Genomic DNA, 21466 nt, shown 5'->3' on the forward strand with positions numbered 1-21466 from the left:
GGACCGTGGCCATCCCTGAAGGCTCAATCCGTGGTTCTGATCGAAACCCTGTCGAGCTGCTGCCGAAGACCGTCCGCTTCGCCCCTGCGGCCGACTCCTTCCAGCACATCGGCCAGAGTCCGGTACGCGGAGAGTGCTTGGCCTGCGAACTTCTGCGGCATACGTTTGGCCAACGATCCGTAGAGCTGAGTCGCCTCGGTGATCGCCTTCAAGGCTTCGGGCAGGTTCTGCTTCGCGTCTGCGCACACCGTGGCGTATGTCCACAACGACATGGCGAGGTCGGGTAGGTGGGTGTCCCGGTTCGTCTCGGCCAGTTGCCGCCGGACGGCCACGATTTCCTCGGCCGGGGCGATGGCCCGTTCGCGGCGGCCCAGCGCGAACAGGATGCTGCCGACGCTGGTCAACGAGGTGGCGAGGTCGGCTAGGTAGACGTCCGGATTTACCTCGGCCAGCCGCCGGTGAATGACGGCGGCGGCCTCAGCAGCAGCCAACGCCTGCTCAGGGCGGCCCAGCGCGGACAGACAGGTGCCGAGGTTGGTCAACGACGCCGCGAGGTGGGGTCGGTAGGCGTCCGGATTCGTCTCGGCCAGCCGCCGTCCGATGGCCACGGCTTCCTCGGTCGGGGCCAGGGCCTGCTCAGGGCGGCCCAGCGCGGACAGGTGGGCCCCGAGGTTGGTCAACGAGTCGGCGAGGTCGGGAAGGTGGACGTCCGGGTTCGTCTCAGCCAACCGCCGTCCGATGGCCACGGCTTCCTCGGTCGGGGCCAGGGCCTGCTCAGGGCGGCCCAGCTCGAACAGGTAGGCGCCGAGGTTGTTCAACGAGTCGGCGAGGTGGGGAAGGTGGACGTTCGGGTTCGTCTCGGCCAGCCGCCGCCGGATGGCCACGGCTTCCTCGGCCGGGGCCAGGGCCTGCTCAGGGCGACCCAGCGCGGACAGGCGGAGGCCGAGGTTGTTCAGCGACAGGGCGAGGTCGGGTAGGTAGGAGTCCGGATTCGCCTCGGCCAGTACCCGGTAGGTGCCGGCGGCCGACTGAGTCGCGGCCAGCGCCTGCTCACGGCGGCCCAGCGCGGACAGGCAGTTGCCGAGGTTGTTCAACGACAGGGCGAAGTCGGACACGTAGAAGCCGCGTTTCTTCTCGGCCAGCCGCCCCAGGATGGCCACGGCTTCCTTGGCTGGGGCCAGGGCCTGCCCGGAGCGACCCAGCTCGGACAGGCAGGCGCCGAGGTTGTTCAACGAGTTGGCGAGGTCGGATAGGTAGGCGTCCGGGTTCGCCTCGGCCAGCCGCCGCCAGGTGGCCACGGCCTCCTCGGCCACGGCCAGAGCCTCCGCCAGGCGGCCCAGCCGGGCTAGAACCGCAGCGACAGTGTTCAGCGACGTGGCAAGAAAGGGTAGGTAGTCGCCCGGGTCTGCCGCGGCCAGCCGACGGAAGACGGCGACAGCCTCCTGGACCGGAGCCACGGCCTGCTCGCCGCGACCCAGCTCGGACAGACGAAGGCCGAGGTCGCTCAACGAGGTGGCGAGGTTTTCTTGGTGGGCGTCCGGGTCTGCCGCGGCCAACCGCCGCCAGGTGGCCACGGCCTCCTCGGCCACGGCCAGAGCCTCCTCCTGGCGGCCGACACGGGCAAGGCGGAAGACCTGTTTGGACTGCAGAACAGCTTGTTCGGCGGGATCAGTGGTGTGGGCGAGGCGGTGTGCGGTCAGCACGCTCGTCACGGCGGCCGCGGCGATGTCATAGTTTATGTGCCTCTCGATCGGTAGCAGAGGTTCGATGCTCTCCAGCACCTCGATGCTCACGGATCGGCTGGTGGCGAGAGCGGTCAACGCGGTGCCGCCCGCTCTGATCGCGAGATCGGGATGTGTGCGCAATAGCGGGTAGAGGAGAGTGCTGCCCACGTGGGGCCAGCGGTCAGCGGCCGCGGCGAGGAACATGATCGATCGGGAGAGCACCGAGCTTGTCGAGTCGTCCTGGGAGCGGGCGGTCAGGAGAGCGGTTGCGGTGCGGGGTGCCCAGTCCTGCGCGGGGTAGTCGGTGTGGTGTCCCGGCAGGGTGAGTGCGAGGAAGTCCTCGGTGAGCCGGTCCGGATAGAGGGGTTCCAGGACGGTTGGCTGGTTGGGTTCGGCAGGTGGATAGCAGACCGTGTGGTCGCGGAGGATCTGTTCGACATCTGGCCCGACACCGAGCTGTTCGAGAAGCTCGGCGCCGGCGGTGCGGTCGAGCGCGCCGGTGAGGGCAGCGGTGAAAACGGCGTGGTTCATCACGTCGCCGGGGGTCCGATAGCCGCTCCCGGTTCCCGTGAGGCCGTCGTGGTAGAGCCGTCGCCAGTGCAGTTGTTCCCGATTGAGCAGGTACCGGGTCAGGGCGTCCATGCCTTCGGGAGGCCGCTCGCCGCTGACAGCGGCGTCGACGGCGACCAGGGCGGCCATGTGTACGGCGAGGGTGAGCCCGAACTCGGGACTGTCGAGCGGGACCGAGGGCAGGATCGTGGAAGGGCGGGGATGCCGGTAAATGGCGGCGAACCGGTCGCGGGCCGCGGTGAACATGGTGGGCCGGGCGTGATCGGTGGGCAGGTCGGGGAGCCGCTGGGCGCTCGTGTGGCCCCGATAGTTGTCGAGGATGGCGCTGATCGCCGGCCACGTGTCCAGGCTGCGGCCGATCATGAGAATTCGGGTGGGGACGCCGACCTGGTGAAGCAGGGTGTTCTTGAGTAGCCAGGTGAGGTTGCTCAACAGCCACCGGTCGGCGTAGTCAACCACGAGAAGAAGCCCGGCGGTCCCGGTCAGGGCGAGGTCGTGGCTGCCGGGCTCGGGCCGGTCGGCGTCGGGACCGTGGAACGCGGCAACCACTTTCCAGCCGGCGCTGAGCGACTCGGCCGCGAGTTGGGCGGCGAGACGGGTCTTGCCCTGCCCGCCGGGCCCGTGCAGCCAGCGCACGCTCAGCCGCGGCGGTCCGCTGTCGCGCCACTGCCGCAGGTCGGCGAGTTCCTGATCGCGGCCGGTGAACGGCACCACGGCGCGTCGGGCGTTGAGCATGCGGCTGGGCATCTGCCGCAGCCAGTCCACGTCGGCGTCCGGTTCGGGTTGCCAGTTGGCCAGCAGGTAGAGCGGTTCGCCGTTGGCGAAGACGTGGATGTCGGCGTTGATCACGCCGTAGGCGAACCCAGCGACCGACGTGACCTGCTGGAAGGAGGGGTGTGGTTCCTCTGCCGTGGCCATGCGATCCATCGACTCCCGCTCACGCTTCCGTCGACGGTGACGCCTCGTGGTAGATGATGTTGCCGTTCTGGACGCCGAACGCGACGCCGTGGTCCCGGGCCACGATGTTCTGGATCTGCACCTTCTGCTCGGCGGGTAGCCGGGCGGTGACCTCGGTGACAAGGGCCCGCAGGTCATCGATGACGGCCGGGTCGTCTTCGGCGAGATCCTGCAACCGGGTCAGCCATTGCGGCTGCTGCTGGGCCCGGACCTCGACCTGCTTGTCCGCCGGTGCCTGCTCCACGGTGGCCGCCAGCGCATCGAGCCGACGCGCGGCCTTCGCCTCCTGGTCGGCGCGACCGCGTCCGAACAGCCGGATGAACCCCGGGCGAGCCAACCCGTTCCACACGTCCGTAGCGGCGGCGGTCACCAGTGTCGTGGCGCCGATGGCCAGCACCGCCTGAATGTCCGGGGTCACGTCTCTCCTCGCCGGTGGTAGGCGCACTCGCGTTCGGTGGCGACCGAGTTGGCGTCACCGTCTCGAACCCGAGAACCGAAGCCGATCGACGCACCGAACGTCCAGATCGACATCCTGGCACCATCATGGAGCGCCGTCGCCACCTGCGTAATTACCCGGACACGACACACAACTTCGCGGTCGGTCATGGTTCGATATCGCGGCGTCAGCCGCGGGGCAGGCTCCGGCCGTCGGGCAGCGTTCGACCGCTCAGCAGCGCCACCAGAGAACCGCTGTCACCACGGACGACCTCACCGCTCCCCCAGCGCCGGTCCGTGTCGGTCGCCTCGAGTCGGACACCGGCCAGGTCGATTCCGAAGATGGCGCCGTTGGCGTCACCTAGATTGCCCAGGACGGTGCCGACCGCGTCCGCCGGTGCGACATCGGGCCGGCCGAGGGCGAGCGTCACGTCCAGGGAGTGGATGACGGCGTGACTCAGCGCGCCGGCGGCGCCACCGCCCGGCGGCTGCCAGGCGTGCAGGCTCGGCGATCGGAGCTGATCGAGAAGGTCGGTGCGGGGCAGCTCGGCGTCGCGCGTGGCCACGGTGTCGGAGAGCACCGTGAAGTCACCGCGGGCTGCGGCCATTTCGGCCGCGAACTGTGCGGGGGTCAGCCGCACCGGCATCGTGACGTGCGCGACGACGTGCCGCACCAGCCACTTCTCGCACAACGAGGGCGCATCCCAGATGTCGATGGCCGAGGTGGCGAGAAGGTCGGCGAGCCCTCGGTAGGTCGATGCGACCCACGGCTGCGGGTCAGTCATGGTTGATCCTTCCGGGTGAGGTGGGCGAGGCGCTCCGCGAGCTTGTCGAGCGAGGTGGCGAAACCAGCGCGAGCATCGGGCGTACGCATCGCCTCGGGCACGTGCCGCTGGTGGATGACGACCGCGGTTCCGCCGTCGCCGAGATCGTGAAACGTGCTGGTCGTGTGCATCCGGGTCGCCGGCTCGACCCAGGCGAGCAGCTCAGGCACAACGATCTCGGTGAACGTGGCGACCATCCGGTAGCTGCCCTGGTCTCCGATCATCAGGGTCTCGAACCGACCCCCGGGCCGGAGGTCGACGACGATGCCCTCGACCGGTGTCACCATGCCGCGCGGTCCCCAGAACTGCGCGAGTTCGTCGGGCTCGGTGAGGCACCGCCACACAAGTTCGCGCGGCGCGCGGAAGACCCGCCGGTAGACGAGTTCGTCGTCACCCACGGATTTCAGCCTTCCTGCAGGTGGGCGAGGTGTGTCTCCAGGCGGTCCAGGCGATCCGCCCAGGCCTGGCGGCTCTGCTCGATCCAGGACAGCGCGGCGTCCAGCGCCGCGGGTTCGAGGCGACACGGCCGGCTCTGCCGGTGCCGCCCCTGACTGATCAGGCCGGCCCGCTCGAGCACCCGGATGTGCTGCGACACGGCCTGCATGCTCATGGCGTACGGCTCGGCCAGCTCCTTGACCGTCGCCTGGCCCGTGGTCAGCCGAGCCACGATGTCGCGCCTGGTCCGATCGCTCAGTGCGGTGAACAGCGCATCAAGCTGCTGGTCGTCGAGGGTCACGCTCATGGCCCTTATTTAAGCAGAAGATTTATAAAGCGTCAACTTGAGTAAGGGCCTGAGCGTCGCTCGTACTCACGGCATGCCGAACCACCGGGCGAGATGGTCGTCGAGGTTCCGCTGCTCGTCGCCGATCCAGGCGACATAGCCGTCGGGACGCAGCAGGAGGAACGGGACGTCCACCGCCGCCCCGGCGTCCGCGAGATGATCGACCCGGTCCTTCCAGCCACCGACGGTCAGTCGCTCGGTGCGGTCCACCAGCAGGCCACGGCCGCGATGCAGCAGCCCGTAGAGGTTGCCCTGTCGCACGTCGACGTCGGGCAGCCGGCGACCGAGCAGGTCCGGGCCCTCGCCCAGGTCGTAGCGGAGGCCGGTTCCGGTGATCTTCTCCAGCAGATGGCGGTTGACCTCGTCGAAGTCCATCAGCTCACTGAGCAGACGGCGTACGGCCCGCGCGCCCGGTTCGTCGGACAGCAGTTGCGTCTGGGCGCGGGTGTTGTCCAGCACGTCGGCGGCGACCGGACGACGTTCGGCCTGGTAGGTGTCCAACAGGGTGTCCGGGGCCCAGCCCTGAACCTGCGCGGCCAGTTTCCAGCCGAGGTTGACCGCGTCCTGCACGCCCAGGTTGAGGCCCTGACCGCCGATGGGCGGATGAATGTGGGCGGCGTCGCCGGCCAGCAGGACCCGACCGACCCGGTACCGCTCGGCAAGCCGGGTGGCGTCGCCGAAGCGGGACATCCAGCGCGGCGAGTGCACGCCGAAGTCGGTTCCGGCGACGGCCCGCAGTTGTTGAGCGAAATCCTCGATGGTGGGCGGCTGAGCGCGATCGCTGACTCCGGCCGCCGGGACGACCACGCTGTAGGCCCCGACACCCGCGGGTCGGACCCAGAATCGGTGCCGGGCTCCGCCGATCGCGGCGACGGTGGCGGCGATCTCCTCCGGCGGGACACCCGCTTCCATCTCGCCCATCAGCGTCTCGGTCCGCGTGGGCTCGCCGGGGAAGCCGACGCCGAGGAGCTTGCGCACCGTGCTGCGCCCGCCGTCACAGCCGACGACGTAGCGGCTGCGCAACCGCTCCCCGTCGGACAGCTCGACGGTCACCCCCTCGTCGTCCTGCGCGAGACCGGTGACCGCCCGCCCGCGCCGGACCTGCGCGCCCAGTCCGGTCGCGTGTTCCGCGAGCAGACGTTCGATGACCGGCTGTGGGATGCCCAGCAGGTAGGCGTACGGGGAGTCCAGCCCGGTGGGCGCGGGTTTGTCGATGGCGGCGAAGTAGGCACCGGCCGGACGTCGCCGTCCGTGCGCGAGCATGCGGTCCAGGAGTCCGCGCATCGCCAGCACCTCGAGGCTGCGGATGTGCAGACCGACGATGCGAACGGCCGACGGAGGTTGGATCTCCTTCTCCAGCACGAGGACCCGCACGTCGTGCAGGCGTAGTTCGGCGGCAAGCATGGCGCCGGTCGGCCCGCAGCCGACGATGATCACGTCGAACAGGTGCGGCGGACGATCCGCGTCGGGGCTCGGCGAGGAAGCAGGATCACGGTGAACGGAGGACACAGGAGCGGCCTTTCGAGAGTGCCTTGGTGAAAGGCGCTCCCGGCGACAGCTACGTCAGTCGCCCAACCGTGACGGCGAGGGGAGCACCCACATCGAACCAGCGGTCATGGGTCTCACCTCCTCGGACGGTGTCGCGGTCGACTGCAAGCTACCGGCCGCGCGGTATCGCGTCCAGCTCTTTTGTGTCGCTCACCGCAGCATCGCCCGGGTCATCCGGCGCGTCGCCACGTACATCGCGATCGAGCCGAACGTCGCCTCGACGAGGGGTTGCTCGATCACCCGGGCAGCCTACGAAATTCGACTTACAGGTGCAAGATTAATACCGATCATTGAAATTTCGGACGATAGCCAGCGCGCTCGCCGTTTGACCCTCGACCTCCTTGAGGCCTGACCATCGGCCACATGAACGACCAGATGACCCTCGACCCGACCATGACCCGCGTCATCGAGGCGGTGCGGCTCGGCCAGACCGGCGACACCGCCGAGGCCCGCGAACTGCTCACCGCGCTGTGGGACGAACTCGGCCCGACCGCCGACGCGCTGCACCGCTGCACCGTGGCCCACCATCTCGCCGACCTTCAGGACACCCTCGACGCGGAGCTGAGCTGGGACGAACGCGCCCTGACGGCGGTGTCCGAGCTGACCGACGAACGCGTCCGGCGGCACCTGCCCTCGCTCGAGGTCCGGGCGTTCCTGCCGTCGCTGTACCTCAACCTCGCCGACTGCCACCGGCGACTGGGCAACGCCGGCCAGGCCCGGGAACACCTCGCCCGGGCCCGGGAACACCTGGACCAGCTACCGGACGACCCGTACGGCGAGATGATCCGCACCGCCGTACGCGACTTCGACGCGGACGACCCGACCGACCACCGACGGCCCTAACGGCTGCCGGCTCAGCGGTCCGCTGCCGTGTGGGCCGCCCGGTACGCCTGCGGTGAACGTCCGTAGCGGGCGCGAAAGAGGCGGCTGAAGTGGGCCTTGTCCGGGAAACCCCAACGGGCGGCGATGAGGTGCACCGGCTGCCGCGCGTGCAGGGGGTTACCCAGGTCCCGCCGGCACCGCTCCAGACGCTTGGCCCGGATCAGCTCGGCAGGTGTCGTCGCCTCACCGTCGAACAGGCGGTGCAGGGAGCGCAGGGAGATGTGGTGGGCGGCGGCGACGCTACGAGGGTTGAGTTCGGCGCTGTCGAGGTGGCGGTCGATGAAGGCGACGACGCGGGCGCGTAACGCGGCGTGCCGTGTCTCCGGCGACAGAACACCCTCGATGTCGAGGCGCTGGGCGAGCGTGGCGGCGAGCAGGTCCAACGCCATGCCGCCCAGCACCTCGGCCTGGTTCGGCTCGTACTGCTCCGGGTGCGCCGCGATGCTGCGCAGGTGGTGGGCCAGGAGCCCGGCGACGCCGGAACCCGACGACATCGGCGTGGCCAGGAGGCGACGCACGCGATCCGGCGGCAACGGCAGCGCCGCGTAGGGGATCTGCACGGTGATCGTCGTGGCGAGACCGGGCTTGTCCGCCCGGTGCCGGGCGATGTGCGGACGGGCCGTGTCCAGCAGGGTGAAGTGGCTGGCGGCGACGAGCGCGGTCTCGGTGCGATCCTGGACCAGCGTGCTACGACCCGTCAGTGGCAGCGTGAGCTGGTAGATGTCCGCCTGGGCTCGACGGACCAGCCCGCCGGGCCGGGTGGCGAGCAGCGACGGGTACCGCAGCGAGGCCAACCGGATCCGGCCGAGGTCGATGGCCTGGGCGTACGCGACGAAATCGTCCAGCCGCGCGCTGGTGATGTGCACGGGCCCCGTCTCCTGGGCGATCAGGGCGTACCAGAACTCGAACCGGTCCGCCGACGGCAGTACCGTCGTGTCCACCACCAGGTTGGGCAACATGGTGTCCGCCTCCCCCCGAGCACGAGGATGGATTCTTGCACGCATCGACCTACGGACGTCCGTGATGACCGGCGCCGACGTACGGGCGGCGGCCGACGAGATGACCCGGGTGCTGCGCCCGCACCTCGACCGCGACTGGTCGGTGCCGGCCGGCACGTTGACCTGGAGCTGCTGGACGACCGCCGCGCACGTCGCGCACGACCTGCTCGCGTACGCCGGCCAGGTCACCGGCCTGGCGCAGGACAGCTACCTGCCGTACGACCTGCGGGTCTCCCCCACGGCGAGCCCGGCCCGGGTGCTCGACGTGGTACGGGCCTGTGCCCGGCTGCTCGCGGTCGCCGTCGAGGCCGCCGAACCGACCGAGCGGGCCTGGCACTGGGGGCCCTGCGACCCGGCCGGGTTCGCCGCGATGGGGGTGGCCGAGACGGTGCTGCACACCCACGACATCGCCCTCGGCCTCGGCGTGCCGTGGCAGCCGCCGCACGGCCTGAGCGCGCTGGTGCTGCGGCGGCTCTTCCCGGACGCCCCGCCCGGCGACGCGCCCGACGTGCTGCTGTGGATGACCGGCCGTGGTGAATTGCCGGGTCGGGCACGGCGTACCTCCTGGGTGTGGCGGGCCGCGGTGGAGTGACCCCGTCAGCCGGTCGGGCGGGTGCCGCGCAGGTCGAGGGACCAACGACCCGCGCGGCACCCGCGCCTGCTCTGCTGAACGCCGTCGGCACCCGCGGGGATGCCGAGGCCGTTCCAGGTAGTTCCTCAGGTCCAGCTGATGCCACGCTCGCGAACGCCACGCATGCGCTTCTCCTTCCCCCCTTCGGGGCGGCCCCGTGCCCACCCGACGACCTCAGCGTCGACCGCCGCCCACCTCGGCGGTAGGGCTTTCGGCGTTCGGGACCGTTCGGGTTTGTACGACCCGCCCCTCAAACGGCGCGAAACGGGCGGCACGTCTCCACAGCGGACCGAGGGCGAGGACCGCCAGCACGCCCGACAGTCCGCTGAACCCGACGACCGTGGTGGCCGGCCACCGGTCGGCGGCCAGACCCGCGAGCACCATCGCCGTCCCCTGCAGGCCACTGAGGCCGGTGACGGCGACCCCGAACGCGCGTCCCCGGTACTCCGCCGGCACCGCCCGGCCGAACAGCGCGTTCAGCGGGACGGCGAAGGCGCTCGCGGCCCCGGCCAGCGCCAGCAGCAGGAGCAGCACCCACAGCGGCGGAACGAGCCACGCCGCCGTCAGCACGCCGGTGGACAGCGCGGCCAGGGGCAGGATGAGCCGGGGTCGGGTCGCCGGTGGGCAGAACCGGGTGAGCGCGACCCCGCCGAACGCCATGCCCGTCGGCGCGGCGGCCAGCAACACACCCACCGTGGCGGCGTCGCCGTCGTACTGCCGCGCCAGTGGCGCCATCAGCCCTTCGGCGGCGTAGGTGCAGGCGCTGGCCGTCCAGAGGACGAGCAGGTAGGCGCGCAGCCGGGGGTCGGCGGCGAGCACCCGCAGGCCGTCCGCGCGGCCGGCGCGGACCCGACCCGACGGCGCCGGGGGCGCCGGACGTGCCCGGACGCCGCGCGCGATCAGCAGGGCCGAGACGAGGAACGTGCCGGCGTCGACCAGCAGCGCGCCGCGCAACGACAGCAGCGCCACCAGGCTCCCGCCGACGGCGAATCCGAGCACCTGCACGACCTGGGCGCAGATGTTGTCCACGCCGTTGGCCACCGCGTACCGGTCGCCGTCGAGCACGTCGGGCAGCAACGCCGCGCGCGCGGCCACGAACGGCGGCCGCATCAGGTTGACCGCGAAGAGCATCGCCACCAGGGCCGGCGCGGGGACGGCCGGCAGCGCCGCCACCGGCACGAGGGCCGCGCGGGCAAGGTCGCACACGATCAGGACACGGCGGCGGGGATACCGGTCGGCCAGGCCGGACAGCAGCGGTCCGCCGACGAGCCAGGCCAGATAGGAGCTGGCGTACGCGGCGGCGGCAAGCGCCGCCGATCCGGTCCCGTGGTAGACGAGGTACGCCACGGTGACGGCCGTGAGCTGGTCGCCCGCCAGGGACAGCAGGTACGCGCCGAAGAGGTGGCGGTACTCGCGTACCGCGAACACCTCGGCGTACGTCGCGGCGCGCTCACCCACGTCGCCCCCGTTCCCCGTGCCTGCCGTCAGGTCGCCCGGTGCCGACCGTAGCGGCGGCACGGGGATCGAGGGCGAAAGCGGGTGTTCGGGACTGTTCGGGACTGTTCGGGGCGTCAGGCCCGGCGACGCCAGGGCAGCCACCAAGCCCGGCGGGATCGGCGGGCCGGGGCGGCGACGGGGGCCGGCTCGGTGGCGGCGGCGGTCACGTGCCGAGGGGCGCGTTCGGCACGCCAGCGGGCGACCACCTCGTCGGCGTCCACCGGCCGGACCGCGACCCGGGGCCCGTCGGGGTTGCGCAACCAGGCCACGATCTGCGCGTTGAGCTGCCCCACGAAGGCCCGCACGGCCTGTTCGGTGGGCAGGTCGCGGACCTCGTCGGGGACCTGCTCGACACGTCGACGCAGTTGCAGCGGGGTGGGCAGCAACAGGTCGCTGGGCAGCTTCTCGCGCTCCAGGAAACTCTTGATCCACCACGACTCGTCGTACGGCATCCCGCGCCCGGGGATCGGCTTGCCCATCCCGGGCAGGTTGTCGAACTCGCCGCGTTGCGCGGCGCCCCGGATCTGCGCCTCCACGGCCGCGTCCCACGCTTCGGTCACCCTGCGGCACCTCCTTCGGCCACCGTAACGCGCCGCCTCCGACCGGCGACACACGCCGCAACAGGTCAGCGCCGTCGGGCCGGTGACCATTCCCGTGCGGCAGGCCACCGCCTCGCAGGTGGCTCTGGGTCACCGGTCGCCGTCCGGCCTACCGTCGGTCGGGGGCCGGTGAACGGGGGCGACGTCATGGTCGATGCGGGTGCGCTGCTGGGTATCGCGCTGGTGGCGTTGGGTCTGGTGCTCACGCCCGGCCCGAACATGGTCTACCTGGTCTCCCGGTCGGTGGCGCAGGGCCGCCGGGCCGGCCTGATCTCGCTGCTCGGGGTGGCCGCCGGTTTCGGCGTCTACCTGGCCACGGCGGTCGCCGGCCTGGCCGCCGTGTTCGTCCTGGTCCCGGCGCTGTACACGGTGGTGAAACTGGCCGGCGCCGGCTACCTGCTGTGGCTGGCGTGGCGCACGGTGCGCCCGGGTGGTGGGTCACCGTTCACGCCCGCGCCGCTGCCACCGGACCGGCCCCGGCGGCTGTTCACCATGGGCCTGGTCACCAACCTGCTCAACCCGAAGATCGCCATCCTGTACGTGTCGCTGCTACCGCAGTTCGTCGAGCCGGCGCGGGGACAGGTGGCGGCGCAGAGCCTGCTGCTCGGCCTGACCCAGATCGCCGTCGCGCTGAGCGTCAACGCGATGATCGTGCTCAGCGCCGGGACGCTGGCCGGGTTCTTCGCCCGCCGGTCGATATGGTTGCGCGTCCAGCGGTGGGTGACCGGTACGGCCCTTGCCGCGTTGGCCGTCCGTATCGCCGCCGACCGTTCCCGGGCGGCTGTCGCCGTACCCTGATCCGGTCCTCACCGCCCACGGTGGCGGCGGACCATCCCGGCGGCCAGCGGCGCGGCGTCCAGGTCACCGGCGGCGAGCCGGGCCACGAGGGTACGGCGGACCAGCCGGTCGGCCAGCGCGGGCGCGTGCCGGCCGACGGCCATCTCCAGCCGGCCGCGTCGGGTGGTCGCCACGTCCCGGGGCGCCCGCCGGGCGGTGGCGGCGCGCAGGATCGCCGCGACGACACCCTCGACGGGCTCGGGGCGGGACACTCCGCGCAGCGACAGCCCGGCCTCGGCGGTGCTGTCGTGGATCGGTGAGGCGACCATGCTGGGGTAGACGACGCTCACCCCGACGTGGGTGCCCACCTCGTGGCGCAGCGCGTCGGCGTACGCGACGAGGGCGCGTTTGCTGACCCCGTAGGCGGCGGCGAGGGGCAGCGGCAGCACCGCCATCCGGCTGGCCACGAAGATCACCCGCCCGCGGGTGTCGAGCAGGGCCGGCAGCGCGGCGGCGGTGGTGCGCCAGGCGGCCAGCAGGTTGACCTCCAACTGCTGGCGGACCACCTCGTCCGGTGCCAGCTCCGCCGGGGCGGGACCGCCCACCCCGGCGTTGTTGATCAGCAGGTCGAGCCCTCCGAGCCGGGTGACGGCCTCCCGCACGGCGGCGGGGACGGCCACCGGGTCGGTCAGGTCGCAGCCGAGCACCGGCAGGTCGTCGTCGTCGCGGGCGTGCAGGTCGAGCCCCACCACCCGGGCGCCGCCGGCGCGCAGCGCGACGCCGAGGTGCCGGCCGAAGGTGCCGCTCGCGCCGGTGACGAGGACCCGCCGGCCGGTCAGCGCCGTCACCGGCGTGCTCCGGTCTTCAACTCCCGGGTCAACTCGGCCAGGTACACGTCGAAGTCCACCCGCATCGCCGGGCGGCGCTGGCCCCAGCGGGCCGTCGCCGCTCGCAGCTCGGCCCGGCAGGCGGCCCGCTGCCGCGCGGGGTCGGGCAGGGCGTACCGGCCGGCGAGCTGCGCGGCGACCAGCTTGGCCTGCGCCTCGACCAGCGGGAACGCGGATCCGGTGGACTGCATCAGCCCGACGAACATCAGGCCGGGGGCCGCAGGGTGGAACACGTGCCGGTACAACGCCAGGGTGTCGGCCCCGCCGCCCAGCAGCTCGGCCGGCAGGAACCCGATCTCCACCCGGTAGCCGGTGCACCACACGATCAGGTCGACCTGGTCGGCGCGGCCGTCGGTGAACTCGACCCGGTCGCCGTCGAGGGCGGCCACACCGGGGCGGGCCTCGACATCGCCGTGGGCGAGCCGGGACAGCAGGCCGTCCGAGAGCGTCGGATGGTCCTGCAGGAAGCCGTGCGTCGGCGCGGGTAGCCCGTAGCGGGCGGGGTTGCCGACGGCGGCGGCGAGCATGGTCTGGCTGATGCGCTGGCGCAGCCGCCACGGGAGCCGGCGGGCCAGCGCGCCGTTGAGGGTGTCCGAGGGGCGACCCAGCAGGTGCTTGGGCACCACCCAGACGCCCCGGCGCAGCGACAACAGCGTCCGCTCGGCGGCGTACGAGGCGTCCACCGCGATGTCCATCGCCGAGTTGCCGCCGCCGACGACCAGGACGCGCCGGCCGGCCAACTGCTCGGGGCCGCGGTAGTCGTGGCTGTGGATCTGCTCGGCGGTGCTGGTGCCGGGGTACGGCGGCTCGGGCAGCCGGGGCACCCGGTTGTGACCGTTGGCGACGACCACGGCCTCGACGGTGACCTCGACCGGCCCGTCCGGCCCGCTGGCCGTGACCGTCCACCTGCCGTCCGGTCGGCGGATGACCCGCTCGACGGTGTGCCACAGGCGGATGGCGTCGCGCAGCCCGAACCGGTCGGCGTAGTCGGCCAGGTAGCCGGCGACCCGCGTGTGGTCCGGGTAGTCGGGCCAGTCGGCGGGCATCGGGTGGTCGGCGAACTCGGTACGGCCACGGCTGGTGTTCAGGTGCAGCGTGCGGTACGCGGGTGAGTCGGGCGCCCCGTACACCCAGAGGCCGCCGACCTGGTCGGTGGCCTCGAAGCAGACCACGGTGACGGCGGCGTCGCGCAGCGCCTTGACGGTGGCGAGTCCGGCCGCGCCGGCGCCGATCACCGCAACCCTGGGTTCTGCCCGCATCGCCGCTCCCCCGCATTATCCAACGTCCGATGGATAATCGTCGGGCGGCGGCGGCCCGTCAACCCGTCGGTCCGTACAACGCCGTGAGGAAGCGGTGCACGAACGCCCGGAACTCGCGGCGTTCCCGGGCCGCCGGCACGCCCGAGGCCAACGCCACGACGTGTCCGTGCGTGGCCCAGACCAGGCTGCGTACGGTGATGTGCGGGGTCGGCTCGGCCAGCGCGCCGGCCGCCGCGGCGGCGGTCAGCAGCTCCGCCACCAGCCGGTAGAGCGGTTCGGCGTAGCGCTGGTCCAGCTCGGCGTGCCGCTGCGGCTCCAACCAGCGTCGCAGCCACAGAGCGGTGGTCTCCGGGTGGTCCTGCAGGAAGTCCACGAACACGTCGACCAGGTCGTGCAACGCCCGCCGCGCCGCGTCCGGGCCCGCGTCGAGGGCCGTGCGGGCCCGCTCGGCGGCGGCGGTGAGGACCTGCCGCTCCACGTCGAACACCCGCGCGAAACACGCCTCGTAGAGCGCTGCCTTCGTACCCGTGTGGTGGGCGACCGTGGCGACGTCGACCCCGGCGGCGGCCGCGACCTCCCGCAGCCCGACGGCGTCGAAGCCACGCTCGGCGAACAGCGCGGTCGCGGCGGTGAGCACCACCTCGCGGGTGGGTCGGGTCTGGTCGCGCCGAGGTCGACCCGGACGGCGTCGGGGCGTGGTCATGGCCGCCATTGTGCCCCTAGAATCCAGCAACTGTTGGATTGCGGAGAGGATGCGGCGATGACCGGGCTCGACCGGCGGCCCGCGGCCGCCACCGACGCGACGCTGCCCCGCGGCCCCCTCGCCGGGTTCGCCGCCGGCTCCCTCGGCATGGGTGTCTGGGTGACCGTTCCCGGCCTGCTGCTGCTCTACTTCCTCACCGACGTGCTGGCCGTCGGGCCGTGGCTGGCCGGTCTGGCGCTGCTGCTGCCGAAGATCGCCGACGTGCTGCTGCACCCGTGGGTCGGGCACCGCGCCGACGTCGAACAGGCCCGCCGGGGTGACCGGCGACGGCTGCTGCTGCTCGGCTGCGCCCTGCCGGTCGCGTTCGCCGCGCTGTTCGCGGTGCCCGGCGGCCTGACCGGCGCGCCGGCCGCCGGCTGGGTGGCGGTGGCCTTCGTCGCCGGCAACCTGCTCTTCGCCGCCTACCAGGTCCCCTACCTGGCCACCCCCGCCGACCTGCGCATCGGCTACGACGAACGCACCCGGCTGATGGCGTTCCGGATGGTCGTGCTGACCCTCGGCATCCTCGCCTCCGGCCTGCTGGCCCCGCTGCTGACCGGCGGCGACGCCGCTACCCGGGGCGGTTACCAGCGGATGGGCGTGGTCCTCGCCGTCGGGATGCTGGTGGCCATGCTGGTGGGCGTGGCCGGCATCGCCCGGCTGCGCGGCGTCGCGTCGGGCGGCACGGCACCGAGGCACGGCGGGTGGCGGGCGCTGCGCACCGCCCTGCGCGATGAGCAGTTCCGTCCGCTGGTCGCCGCCTACCTGGCCATGTCCACCAGCACCCACCTGGTCCTGGCCGGGGTGCCCTACTACGCGGAGTACGAGCTGCGTGCCCCCGCGCTGACCACGGTGCTGGTGGCCGCGTTCGTCGCTCCGGCGCTGCTGGTCACCCCCGCCTGGCTGGTGCTGGCCCGCCGGATCGGCAAGCAGCGGGCGCTGCTCGGCGCGCAGGGCGCGTTCGCGGCCGGGTCGCTGGTGCTGGCGGTAGGCAGACCGGCCGGCCTACCGGTGCTCGTCGGCGCGGTGGCGGTGCTCGGGGTGGCGTTCGCCGGCATGCAACTGCTGCCCTTCTCGATGCTGCCCGACGTGATCCACGCCGCCGGCGCCACCACCGGAGCGGGCACCTACACCGGGGTGTGGACGGCCACCGAGGCCACCGGCGCGGCCCTGGGCCCCTACGCGTACGCCCTCTGCCTGGCGGCGGGCGGCTTCGTGGCGTCGACCGCCGGTGAGTCACCGGCGCAGCCGGACGCGGCGCTCGCGGCGGTCCGCTACGGCTTCGGGCTGCTGCCGGCGGCGGCGATGCTCGCCGCGCTGCTGCTGCAGCGCCGCTACACCCTGGACGCGACGGCCCGGGCGGCGACCTGAGCAGCCGACACGCGGCCTAGACTTCGCCCTTGATGGACGCCCCGCTCACCCCCACCGAAACCCGCCCGTGCGCCCACTGTGGAGCGCCGGTGGCGCAGCGTGTCGGCGCTGGCCGGCCGTTCCGCTACTGCCGTGACAACGACGGCGCCTGCCAACGCGCCTCGCGCAACAGTCGGATGCGCCACCGCAACGCCCCCGGCCTGCCCGGGCAGGTGGCCCGCACCTGGGAGGCGGTGGACCGCCTCGACCAGATCGTCGAGACGTTGACCGAGGCGCTGCACGCCGAGCTGTCCCCGGTGGGTGTGCAGCGGCAGCTCGCGCAGGCCCGCGCGGAGGCAGCCACCGAGGTCGTGGCCGCGCAGACCGAACGCGACGAGGCCCGCGACGACGCCGAGACCGCGTCGGCCGACGCGGCGCGCGCCCGCGAGCAGGCCCGCACGGCCCGCGCCGAGGCCGACGACGCCACCCGACGTGCCGAGGTCGCCGCGCACCGCGCCGCCGCGGCCGACGAGCGCGCCCAACAGGCCGAGGCCGCCCGGGACCAGGCCCGCCACGACGTCAGCGCCGCCGAGGCGCTGCGCGCGCAGGCCGAACGCGACCGCGACCAGGCCCGCGCCGAGGTCCGTGACCTACGGGGCGAGCGCGACACCGAGCGGCAGCGCGCGGCCGACCTGACCGTCGAGCGGGACGCGGCGCGCGCCGACGCCGAACGGGCCACCCGGGACGCCGCCGACGCGGGCGAGCGGGCCGCGCGGTGGCAGGCCGAGGCGCAGGACGTACGCCGTCAGATCGACCAGGCCCGCGCCGACGCCGCACGGACCCGCGCCGCGGCCGCGGACGCCGCCCGGGCCCGCGAACAGGCCGAACGGGCCCGGGACCGCGCCCAGGCCGTCGCCGCCGAGGCCGACGGCGCCCGGCAGGACGCCGCCGAGCTGGCCGCCCGGCTCCGCGCGGAGCTGACCGCCGCGACCGAGCAGCGCGACACGCTCAGCGCCGAGCTGACCGCCGCCCGGCAGGCCGCGGCCACCGCCGAGGGTCGGCTCACGGCCCTGACGGTACGGCTCGAGGCCGCCGAGGCCGACCGGGACGTGGCCCAGCGGCGGGTGGCGCAGCTCGGTGACCAGGTCAGCGACCTGGCGCTGGCGCTGGCCCGCCTCGGCGCGGCCGCACCCGGCGGGGCGGGTGCTTCCGACCCGGGTGCGACGTCGCCGCAACCTTGACCGCGTTCGGGCGGTTAGGGCGTGTGGCAGAGTCCTCGCACGCCTTAACATCCCCGGTGGCAGTCACGACACGCCACCGCCGTGGCGTCCCGGTCGTGGCCGGCTACCCTTGGTTCCGGCCCGCCCGTGGACGCCTCACGCCCTCGGGCGGGAATGGTGCGACGGGAACGCGCCGTTACACCCAGAAGACCAGCACCACGAACGAGGGGAAGTCGATCATGGGCGAGCGTATGCTGCGCGGAAGCCGGCTGGGCGCGGTCAGCTACGAATCCGACCGCAACACGGAGCTCGCGCCGCGTCAGACCCGCGAGTACCTCTGCGCCAAGGGCCACCAGTTCGAGGTGCCGTTCGCCGTCGACGCCGAGGTCCCGACGACCTGGGAGTGCAAGTTCGACGGCAGCGTCGCCCGACTCGTCGACGGCAGCGAGCCGGAGCAGAAGAAGGCCAAGCCGCCGCGTACCCACTGGGACATGCTGCTGGAGCGGCGTTCGATCGCCGAGCTTGAGGACATCCTCGCCGAGCGGCTCCAGGAGGTTCGTACCCGCCGCGGCCGCGCCTGAGCCGCACCCGCACGACACGGCGCCCCCGGGAAACCCCGGGGGCGCCGTCGTGTGAGTGGGTGGATTCAGTTGCGGCCCGGCTCGACGATCTCGCCCTCGATGGCGCGGCCACCGTCGACGACCACCGGCTGCTCCGGCTGCGGACGTGGCGGCGGCTGTGGCGCGCCCTGACGCACCCGGACCGTACGCGGCCCGAACAGGTCACCGGCGACCATCGACGACACCCGCCGTTCGGCGGCGCGTTGCACCCCGACGCGGGCCAACCGGCGCACCGGCGGCACCATCAGCGACAACCCGACCAGGCCGCTGACCAGCCCGGGTATCGCCAGCAGCAGCGCACCGGCCAACCCGACGAGCCCGTCGGTCACCTGCCGTCCCGGCGGCTGCCCGGCCTGCGCGGCGGTGCGGAACCCCCGCCAGGCGCGCATTCCCTCGCGGCGCAGCAGCACCAGCCCCAGCAGGGACGCGGCGAACACCAGCAGCACCGCCGCGCCGAACCCCACCGCCCTGCCCACGACGACGAACACCGCCAGCTCCAGCACCACCGTCAGCAGCAGGGCCAGCGGCACGAACCTCAGTCCTCGGCGCATCTCACCTCATCGCCATCCCGCGGCACGACACGAACCGCGCATCCAGCATGACACGGCCGCGCTCACGGCCACCGCACCTGACCGGTGGGGGTGCCGTTCAGGCTGCGGCGTACGGCCTGCCGCCGGTCCTGCACACCCCACGCGGTGATCCGCCACAACGCCTCGGCGACGATGCGCGGACTCATCTTGCTGTCCCCGCGTTCCCGCTCGGCGAACGTGATCGGCACCTCCACGATCCGCACCCCCGCCCGGTGCGCCAGCCGCGACAGCTCCACCTGGAACGAGTACCCCTGCGAGGTCACCGACGCCAGGTCGATGGCGTCCAGGGCGCTGGTCCGGTACACCCGGTAGCCGCCGGTGGCGTCCGAGACGGGCATGCCCAGCGCGAGACGCGCGTACAGGTTGCCGCCGCGCGACAGCAGCAGCCGCCGCAGCGGCCAGTTCACCACCCGCGCCCCGCTGGTCCACCGCGACCCGATCACCACATCGGCGTCGCGGGCGGCCTCCAGCAGCGCCGGCAGGTCCTCCGGGGCGTGGGAGCCGTCGGCGTCCATCTCCACCACCGCGTGGTAGCCGCGCTCGCGCGCCCACCCGAACCCGGCCAGGTACGCGGCGCCGAGCCCCTCCTTGCCCCTGCGGTGCAACACCTGCACGTGCGGGTCGCCGTCGGCGAGGGCGTCGGCGATCGCGCCGGTGCCGTCGGGGCTGTTGTCGTCGGCGATGAGGATGCTCACCGTGGGGGCGGCCCGGCGGACCCGCCCCACGATCGCCGCCACGTTGTCGGCCTCGTTGTAGGTGGGGATCACCACCAGGACCCGACCCACGCCGGGCACCTCGTCGGGACGCCGGATCGTATCGGTCGCCTGGACCACGGTTCCTCCGCTCCCGCCGGCGTACCGGCTGCTGCTATCCGGGCACGACCCGCTGGCGGCGCCGCAGCACACCCGCGCCGACCAGGGCGGCCACCGCCAGAGCGGCCAGGGCCAGCTCCGGCCACCAGCCGAGGCGGGTGGCGAGGGTGAGCCCGCTGTCGAGCCGTAGCTGCCGCACCACGACCTCCCGGGTGTTGAACCCGGTGGCATCGCTTACCCGCCCGTCGGGGGCGACGAACCCGGACACGCCGACCGTGGAGGCCATCAGCGCCGGGCGGCCGTGCTCGACGGCCCGCAGCCGCACCATGGCCAGCTGTTGGCGGGCCTCCGCCTCGTTGAAGGTGGCGTTGTTGGTCTGCACCACCAGCAGTTGCGCACCGCCGGTGACCGTGTCGCGGACCACCTCGTCGTAGGCGACCTCGAAGCAGATCACGTCGCCGAGCGTCGCCGGGCCGGCGCGTACCACCCCCGGGGTGCTGCCGGGCACGAAGTCGGTGCGGATCAGGTCGACCTTGTCGCTGACCATGCGCGCGATGTTCCGCAACGGCACGTACTCGGCGAACGGCACCGGATGCCGTTTGGTGTAGAGCTGCGCCATGTCGGCCCCGGTGCCGGGCCGCCACAGGATGCCCGCGTTGCGGACCTGCCCGGCGCCGGGCCCGAGCAGCACCGCGCCGACCAGGATGGGCGCGCGGATCGCGTCGGCGGCCTGGGCGATGCGGGCCCCCGCGGTGGGGTTGCGCAGCGGGTCGATGTCGCTGGAGTTCTCCGGCCACACCACCAGGTCGGGCCGTTGCGCGGTGCCGGCGACGACCCGGGCGGCCAGCTCGATGGTGGCGTCGACGTGGTTGTTGAGCACGGCCTGCCGCTGGGCGTTGAAGTCCAGCCCGAGGCGCGGCACGTTGCCCTGCACGATGGCGACGGTCACGGCCTTGCCGCCGCCCGCGGCGGCGACGGGCACCAGCAGGCTCACCGCGCCCACCGCCACGGCGACGGCGGCGGGTACGACCGCCGCCAGCCACCACTCGGCCCGCGCGTCGCGGCGGGCCGCCCAGCCCCGCCAGACGGCGGCGGCGAGCAGGCCACCGGCGAGGGCCACGGCGAAGGTGACCAGTGGCGCGCCGCCGAGGGCGGCCAGGCGCAGCAGCGGAGAGTCGTCCTGGCTGAACGCGAGGCGACCCCACGGGAAACCGCCGAACGGGGTACGGTCGCGCACCGCCTCCTGCCCCACCCACAGCAGCCCGGTCAGCGCCGGCCACTGCCAGGGGCCCCGGTCGGCCAGGGGGGACACCCAGGCGGTGGCGGCGCCGAGCAGCGCCAGGTAGCCGGCCTGCAGCAGGGACAGCAGCACCCACGGCAGGTAGCCGGTGTGCAGGTTCGTCCAGGCCAGCATCGGCGCGAACAGCGCCACCCCGGTGAGGAAACCCAGGCCGGCGCCGGCGCGCAACCGCCGCCGGTGGGCGGCGGCGGCCAGCAGGGCCACCCCGACGGGCGCGAGCGGCCACACCCCGTACGGCGGGAACGCCAGCAGCAGGGCCAATCCGGCGACCACGGCCATCGGCGCGGCCACGCGCAGCGGCAGCGGCCGACCCGCGGCGACCGGCGCCCTGGTCGCCGTGGGGACGTGACTCTCGTCCCGGTCCAGCGTCGTCACCGCAGCTTCACCTCGATCACCCGCCGAAGGCTACCCGGCCGCCATCCGCGCCTGACCCCTGCTCCGCGATCTTGCACTTTCTGTCCCG

Annotated in this window: 21 protein-coding genes; 6 read left to right on the forward strand and 15 right to left on the reverse strand. The window is 73.0% G+C overall.

Annotated elements, in window-relative coordinates; all coding sequences use genetic code 11:
- Positions 1-23: 23 nt before the first annotated feature.
- From ACQP03_RS17360 to ACQP03_RS17385, 6 genes are all read right to left on the reverse strand, one after another.
- Positions 24-3212, reverse strand: coding sequence for a tetratricopeptide repeat protein (locus tag ACQP03_RS17360; RefSeq protein WP_433461111.1), 3189 nt, complete (start codon positions 3210-3212; stop codon positions 24-26).
- A 19-nt stretch (positions 3213-3231) separates the two neighbouring features.
- Positions 3232-3669 carry a hypothetical protein gene (locus ACQP03_RS17365; RefSeq protein WP_357118590.1) on the reverse strand — a complete coding sequence of 146 codons (438 nt, stop codon included), beginning with the start codon at positions 3667-3669 and terminating at the stop codon, positions 3232-3234.
- A 205-nt stretch (positions 3670-3874) separates the two neighbouring features.
- Complete coding sequence (locus ACQP03_RS17370) at positions 3875-4471, reverse strand: maleylpyruvate isomerase family mycothiol-dependent enzyme (protein ID WP_357118587.1); 597 nt, start codon at positions 4469-4471, stop codon at positions 3875-3877.
- The gene (locus ACQP03_RS17375) at positions 4468-4908 is read right to left on the reverse strand and encodes an SRPBCC family protein (RefSeq protein WP_357118584.1); all 441 of its coding nucleotides are present in this window, start codon (positions 4906-4908) and stop codon (positions 4468-4470) included. Before ACQP03_RS17375 ends, ACQP03_RS17370 begins: the two co-directional genes overlap by 4 nt.
- Positions 4909-4913: 5 nt before the next feature.
- Positions 4914-5252, reverse strand: coding sequence for an ArsR/SmtB family transcription factor (locus tag ACQP03_RS17380; RefSeq protein ID WP_357118580.1), 339 nt, complete (start codon positions 5250-5252; stop codon positions 4914-4916).
- Positions 5253-5318: 66 nt separating this feature from the next.
- Positions 5319-6737, reverse strand: coding sequence for an FAD-dependent monooxygenase (locus ACQP03_RS17385; RefSeq protein WP_433461179.1), 1419 nt, complete (start codon positions 6735-6737; stop codon positions 5319-5321).
- A 465-nt stretch (positions 6738-7202) separates the two neighbouring features.
- Between ACQP03_RS17385 and ACQP03_RS17390 the strand changes: the two genes are divergently transcribed.
- On the forward strand, positions 7203-7682 hold the full coding sequence (locus ACQP03_RS17390) for a hypothetical protein (RefSeq protein WP_357118577.1): 480 nt from the start codon (positions 7203-7205) through the stop codon (positions 7680-7682).
- 11 nt (positions 7683-7693) lie between these two features.
- On the opposite strand, the gene ACQP03_RS17395 is transcribed toward ACQP03_RS17390, so the two are convergent.
- Complete coding sequence (locus ACQP03_RS17395) at positions 7694-8680, reverse strand: helix-turn-helix domain-containing protein (protein WP_433461112.1); 987 nt, start codon at positions 8678-8680, stop codon at positions 7694-7696.
- Between the two features lie 64 nt (positions 8681-8744).
- On the opposite strand from ACQP03_RS17395, the gene ACQP03_RS17400 reads away from it, so the two are divergent.
- Positions 8745-9311, forward strand: coding sequence for a maleylpyruvate isomerase N-terminal domain-containing protein (locus ACQP03_RS17400; RefSeq protein ID WP_357170059.1), 567 nt, complete (start codon positions 8745-8747; stop codon positions 9309-9311).
- 213 nt (positions 9312-9524) lie between these two features.
- Here ACQP03_RS17400 and ACQP03_RS17405 read toward each other — a convergent pair whose 3' ends face one another.
- Both ACQP03_RS17405 and ACQP03_RS17410 read right to left on the reverse strand, forming a co-directional pair.
- A complete protein-coding gene (locus ACQP03_RS17405; protein WP_357170056.1) occupies positions 9525-10808 on the reverse strand; it encodes an MFS transporter in 1284 nt (427 codons plus the stop codon).
- A gap of 113 nt (positions 10809-10921) precedes the next feature.
- Positions 10922-11407 carry a DUF1992 domain-containing protein gene (locus tag ACQP03_RS17410; RefSeq protein ID WP_433457545.1) on the reverse strand — a complete coding sequence of 162 codons (486 nt, stop codon included), beginning with the start codon at positions 11405-11407 and terminating at the stop codon, positions 10922-10924.
- A gap of 186 nt (positions 11408-11593) precedes the next feature.
- Here ACQP03_RS17410 and ACQP03_RS17415 point away from each other — a divergent pair, with 186 nt between their 5' ends.
- The gene (locus tag ACQP03_RS17415) at positions 11594-12244 is read left to right on the forward strand and encodes a LysE family translocator (protein ID WP_357119435.1); all 651 of its coding nucleotides are present in this window, start codon (positions 11594-11596) and stop codon (positions 12242-12244) included.
- A gap of 8 nt (positions 12245-12252) precedes the next feature.
- On the opposite strand, the gene ACQP03_RS17420 is transcribed toward ACQP03_RS17415, so the two are convergent.
- From ACQP03_RS17420 to ACQP03_RS17430, 3 genes are read right to left on the reverse strand one after another with little or no spacing between them, the layout of a single operon-like run.
- Entirely contained in the window at positions 12253-13071 is an 819-nt protein-coding gene (locus tag ACQP03_RS17420) for an SDR family NAD(P)-dependent oxidoreductase (RefSeq protein WP_357118561.1), read from the reverse strand.
- Positions 13068-14369, reverse strand: a complete 1302-nt coding sequence (locus ACQP03_RS17425; RefSeq protein ID WP_433457548.1) for a flavin-containing monooxygenase — start codon at positions 14367-14369, stop codon at positions 13068-13070. Before ACQP03_RS17425 ends, ACQP03_RS17420 begins: the two co-directional genes overlap by 4 nt.
- 58 nt (positions 14370-14427) lie before the next feature.
- A complete protein-coding gene (locus tag ACQP03_RS17430) occupies positions 14428-15072 on the reverse strand; it encodes a TetR/AcrR family transcriptional regulator (RefSeq protein ID WP_357118555.1) in 645 nt (214 codons plus the stop codon).
- Positions 15073-15129: 57 nt separating this feature from the next.
- Here ACQP03_RS17430 and ACQP03_RS17435 point away from each other — a divergent pair, with 57 nt between their 5' ends.
- The 3 genes from ACQP03_RS17435 (at position 15130) to ACQP03_RS17445 (ending at position 18262) form a co-directional block, all read left to right on the forward strand.
- Positions 15130-16482, forward strand: a complete 1353-nt coding sequence (locus ACQP03_RS17435) for an MFS transporter (protein ID WP_357170047.1) — start codon at positions 15130-15132, stop codon at positions 16480-16482.
- 32 nt (positions 16483-16514) lie between these two features.
- Positions 16515-17702 (forward strand): hypothetical protein, encoded by a 1188-nt coding sequence (locus ACQP03_RS17440; RefSeq protein WP_357394335.1) that lies wholly within the window; start codon positions 16515-16517, stop codon positions 17700-17702.
- A 218-nt stretch (positions 17703-17920) separates the two neighbouring features.
- Positions 17921-18262, forward strand: a complete 342-nt coding sequence (locus ACQP03_RS17445) for an RNA polymerase-binding protein RbpA (protein ID WP_046564157.1) — start codon at positions 17921-17923, stop codon at positions 18260-18262.
- Between the two features lie 65 nt (positions 18263-18327).
- On the opposite strand, the gene ACQP03_RS17450 is transcribed toward ACQP03_RS17445, so the two are convergent.
- From ACQP03_RS17450 to lnt, 3 genes are all read right to left on the reverse strand, one after another.
- Positions 18328-18852, reverse strand: coding sequence for an FxsA family protein (locus ACQP03_RS17450; RefSeq protein WP_357118548.1), 525 nt, complete (start codon positions 18850-18852; stop codon positions 18328-18330).
- Positions 18853-18914: 62 nt separating this feature from the next.
- Positions 18915-19724, reverse strand: coding sequence for a polyprenol monophosphomannose synthase (locus tag ACQP03_RS17455; RefSeq protein WP_357118545.1), 810 nt, complete (start codon positions 19722-19724; stop codon positions 18915-18917).
- A 34-nt stretch (positions 19725-19758) separates the two neighbouring features.
- Positions 19759-21378, reverse strand: coding sequence for an apolipoprotein N-acyltransferase (lnt, locus tag ACQP03_RS17460; protein ID WP_363660374.1), 1620 nt, complete (start codon positions 21376-21378; stop codon positions 19759-19761).
- Between the last annotated feature and the right edge of the window lie 88 nt (positions 21379-21466).

Source organism: Micromonospora sp. CA-248212 (genome assembly GCF_050948405.1).
Lineage (GTDB): Bacteria > Actinomycetota > Actinomycetes > Mycobacteriales > Micromonosporaceae > Micromonospora.

What these genes read in the sequence shown, in the direction of transcription:
- ACQP03_RS17360 (WP_433461111.1), bottom strand. Translation starts at nt 3,212, where the DNA reads ATGGCCACGGCAGAGGAACCACACCCCTCCTTCCAGCAGGTCACGTCG.
- ACQP03_RS17370 (WP_357118587.1), bottom strand. Translation starts at nt 4,471, where the DNA reads ATGACTGACCCGCAGCCGTGGGTCGCATCGACCTACCGAGGGCTCGCC.
- ACQP03_RS17380 (WP_357118580.1), bottom strand. Translation starts at nt 5,252, where the DNA reads ATGAGCGTGACCCTCGACGACCAGCAGCTTGATGCGCTGTTCACCGCA.
- ACQP03_RS17390 (WP_357118577.1), top strand. Translation starts at nt 7,203, where the DNA reads ATGAACGACCAGATGACCCTCGACCCGACCATGACCCGCGTCATCGAG.
- ACQP03_RS17395 (WP_433461112.1), bottom strand. Translation starts at nt 8,680, where the DNA reads ATGTTGCCCAACCTGGTGGTGGACACGACGGTACTGCCGTCGGCGGAC.
- ACQP03_RS17400 (WP_357170059.1), top strand. Translation starts at nt 8,745, where the DNA reads ATGACCGGCGCCGACGTACGGGCGGCGGCCGACGAGATGACCCGGGTG.
- ACQP03_RS17415 (WP_357119435.1), top strand. Translation starts at nt 11,594, where the DNA reads ATGGTCGATGCGGGTGCGCTGCTGGGTATCGCGCTGGTGGCGTTGGGT.
- ACQP03_RS17425 (WP_433457548.1), bottom strand. Translation starts at nt 14,369, where the DNA reads ATGCGGGCAGAACCCAGGGTTGCGGTGATCGGCGCCGGCGCGGCCGGA.
- ACQP03_RS17430 (WP_357118555.1), bottom strand. Translation starts at nt 15,072, where the DNA reads ATGACCACGCCCCGACGCCGTCCGGGTCGACCTCGGCGCGACCAGACC.
- ACQP03_RS17435 (WP_357170047.1), top strand. Translation starts at nt 15,130, where the DNA reads ATGACCGGGCTCGACCGGCGGCCCGCGGCCGCCACCGACGCGACGCTG.
- ACQP03_RS17440 (WP_357394335.1), top strand. Translation starts at nt 16,515, where the DNA reads ATGGACGCCCCGCTCACCCCCACCGAAACCCGCCCGTGCGCCCACTGT.
- ACQP03_RS17445 (WP_046564157.1), top strand. Translation starts at nt 17,921, where the DNA reads ATGGGCGAGCGTATGCTGCGCGGAAGCCGGCTGGGCGCGGTCAGCTAC.
- ACQP03_RS17450 (WP_357118548.1), bottom strand. Translation starts at nt 18,852, where the DNA reads ATGCGCCGAGGACTGAGGTTCGTGCCGCTGGCCCTGCTGCTGACGGTG.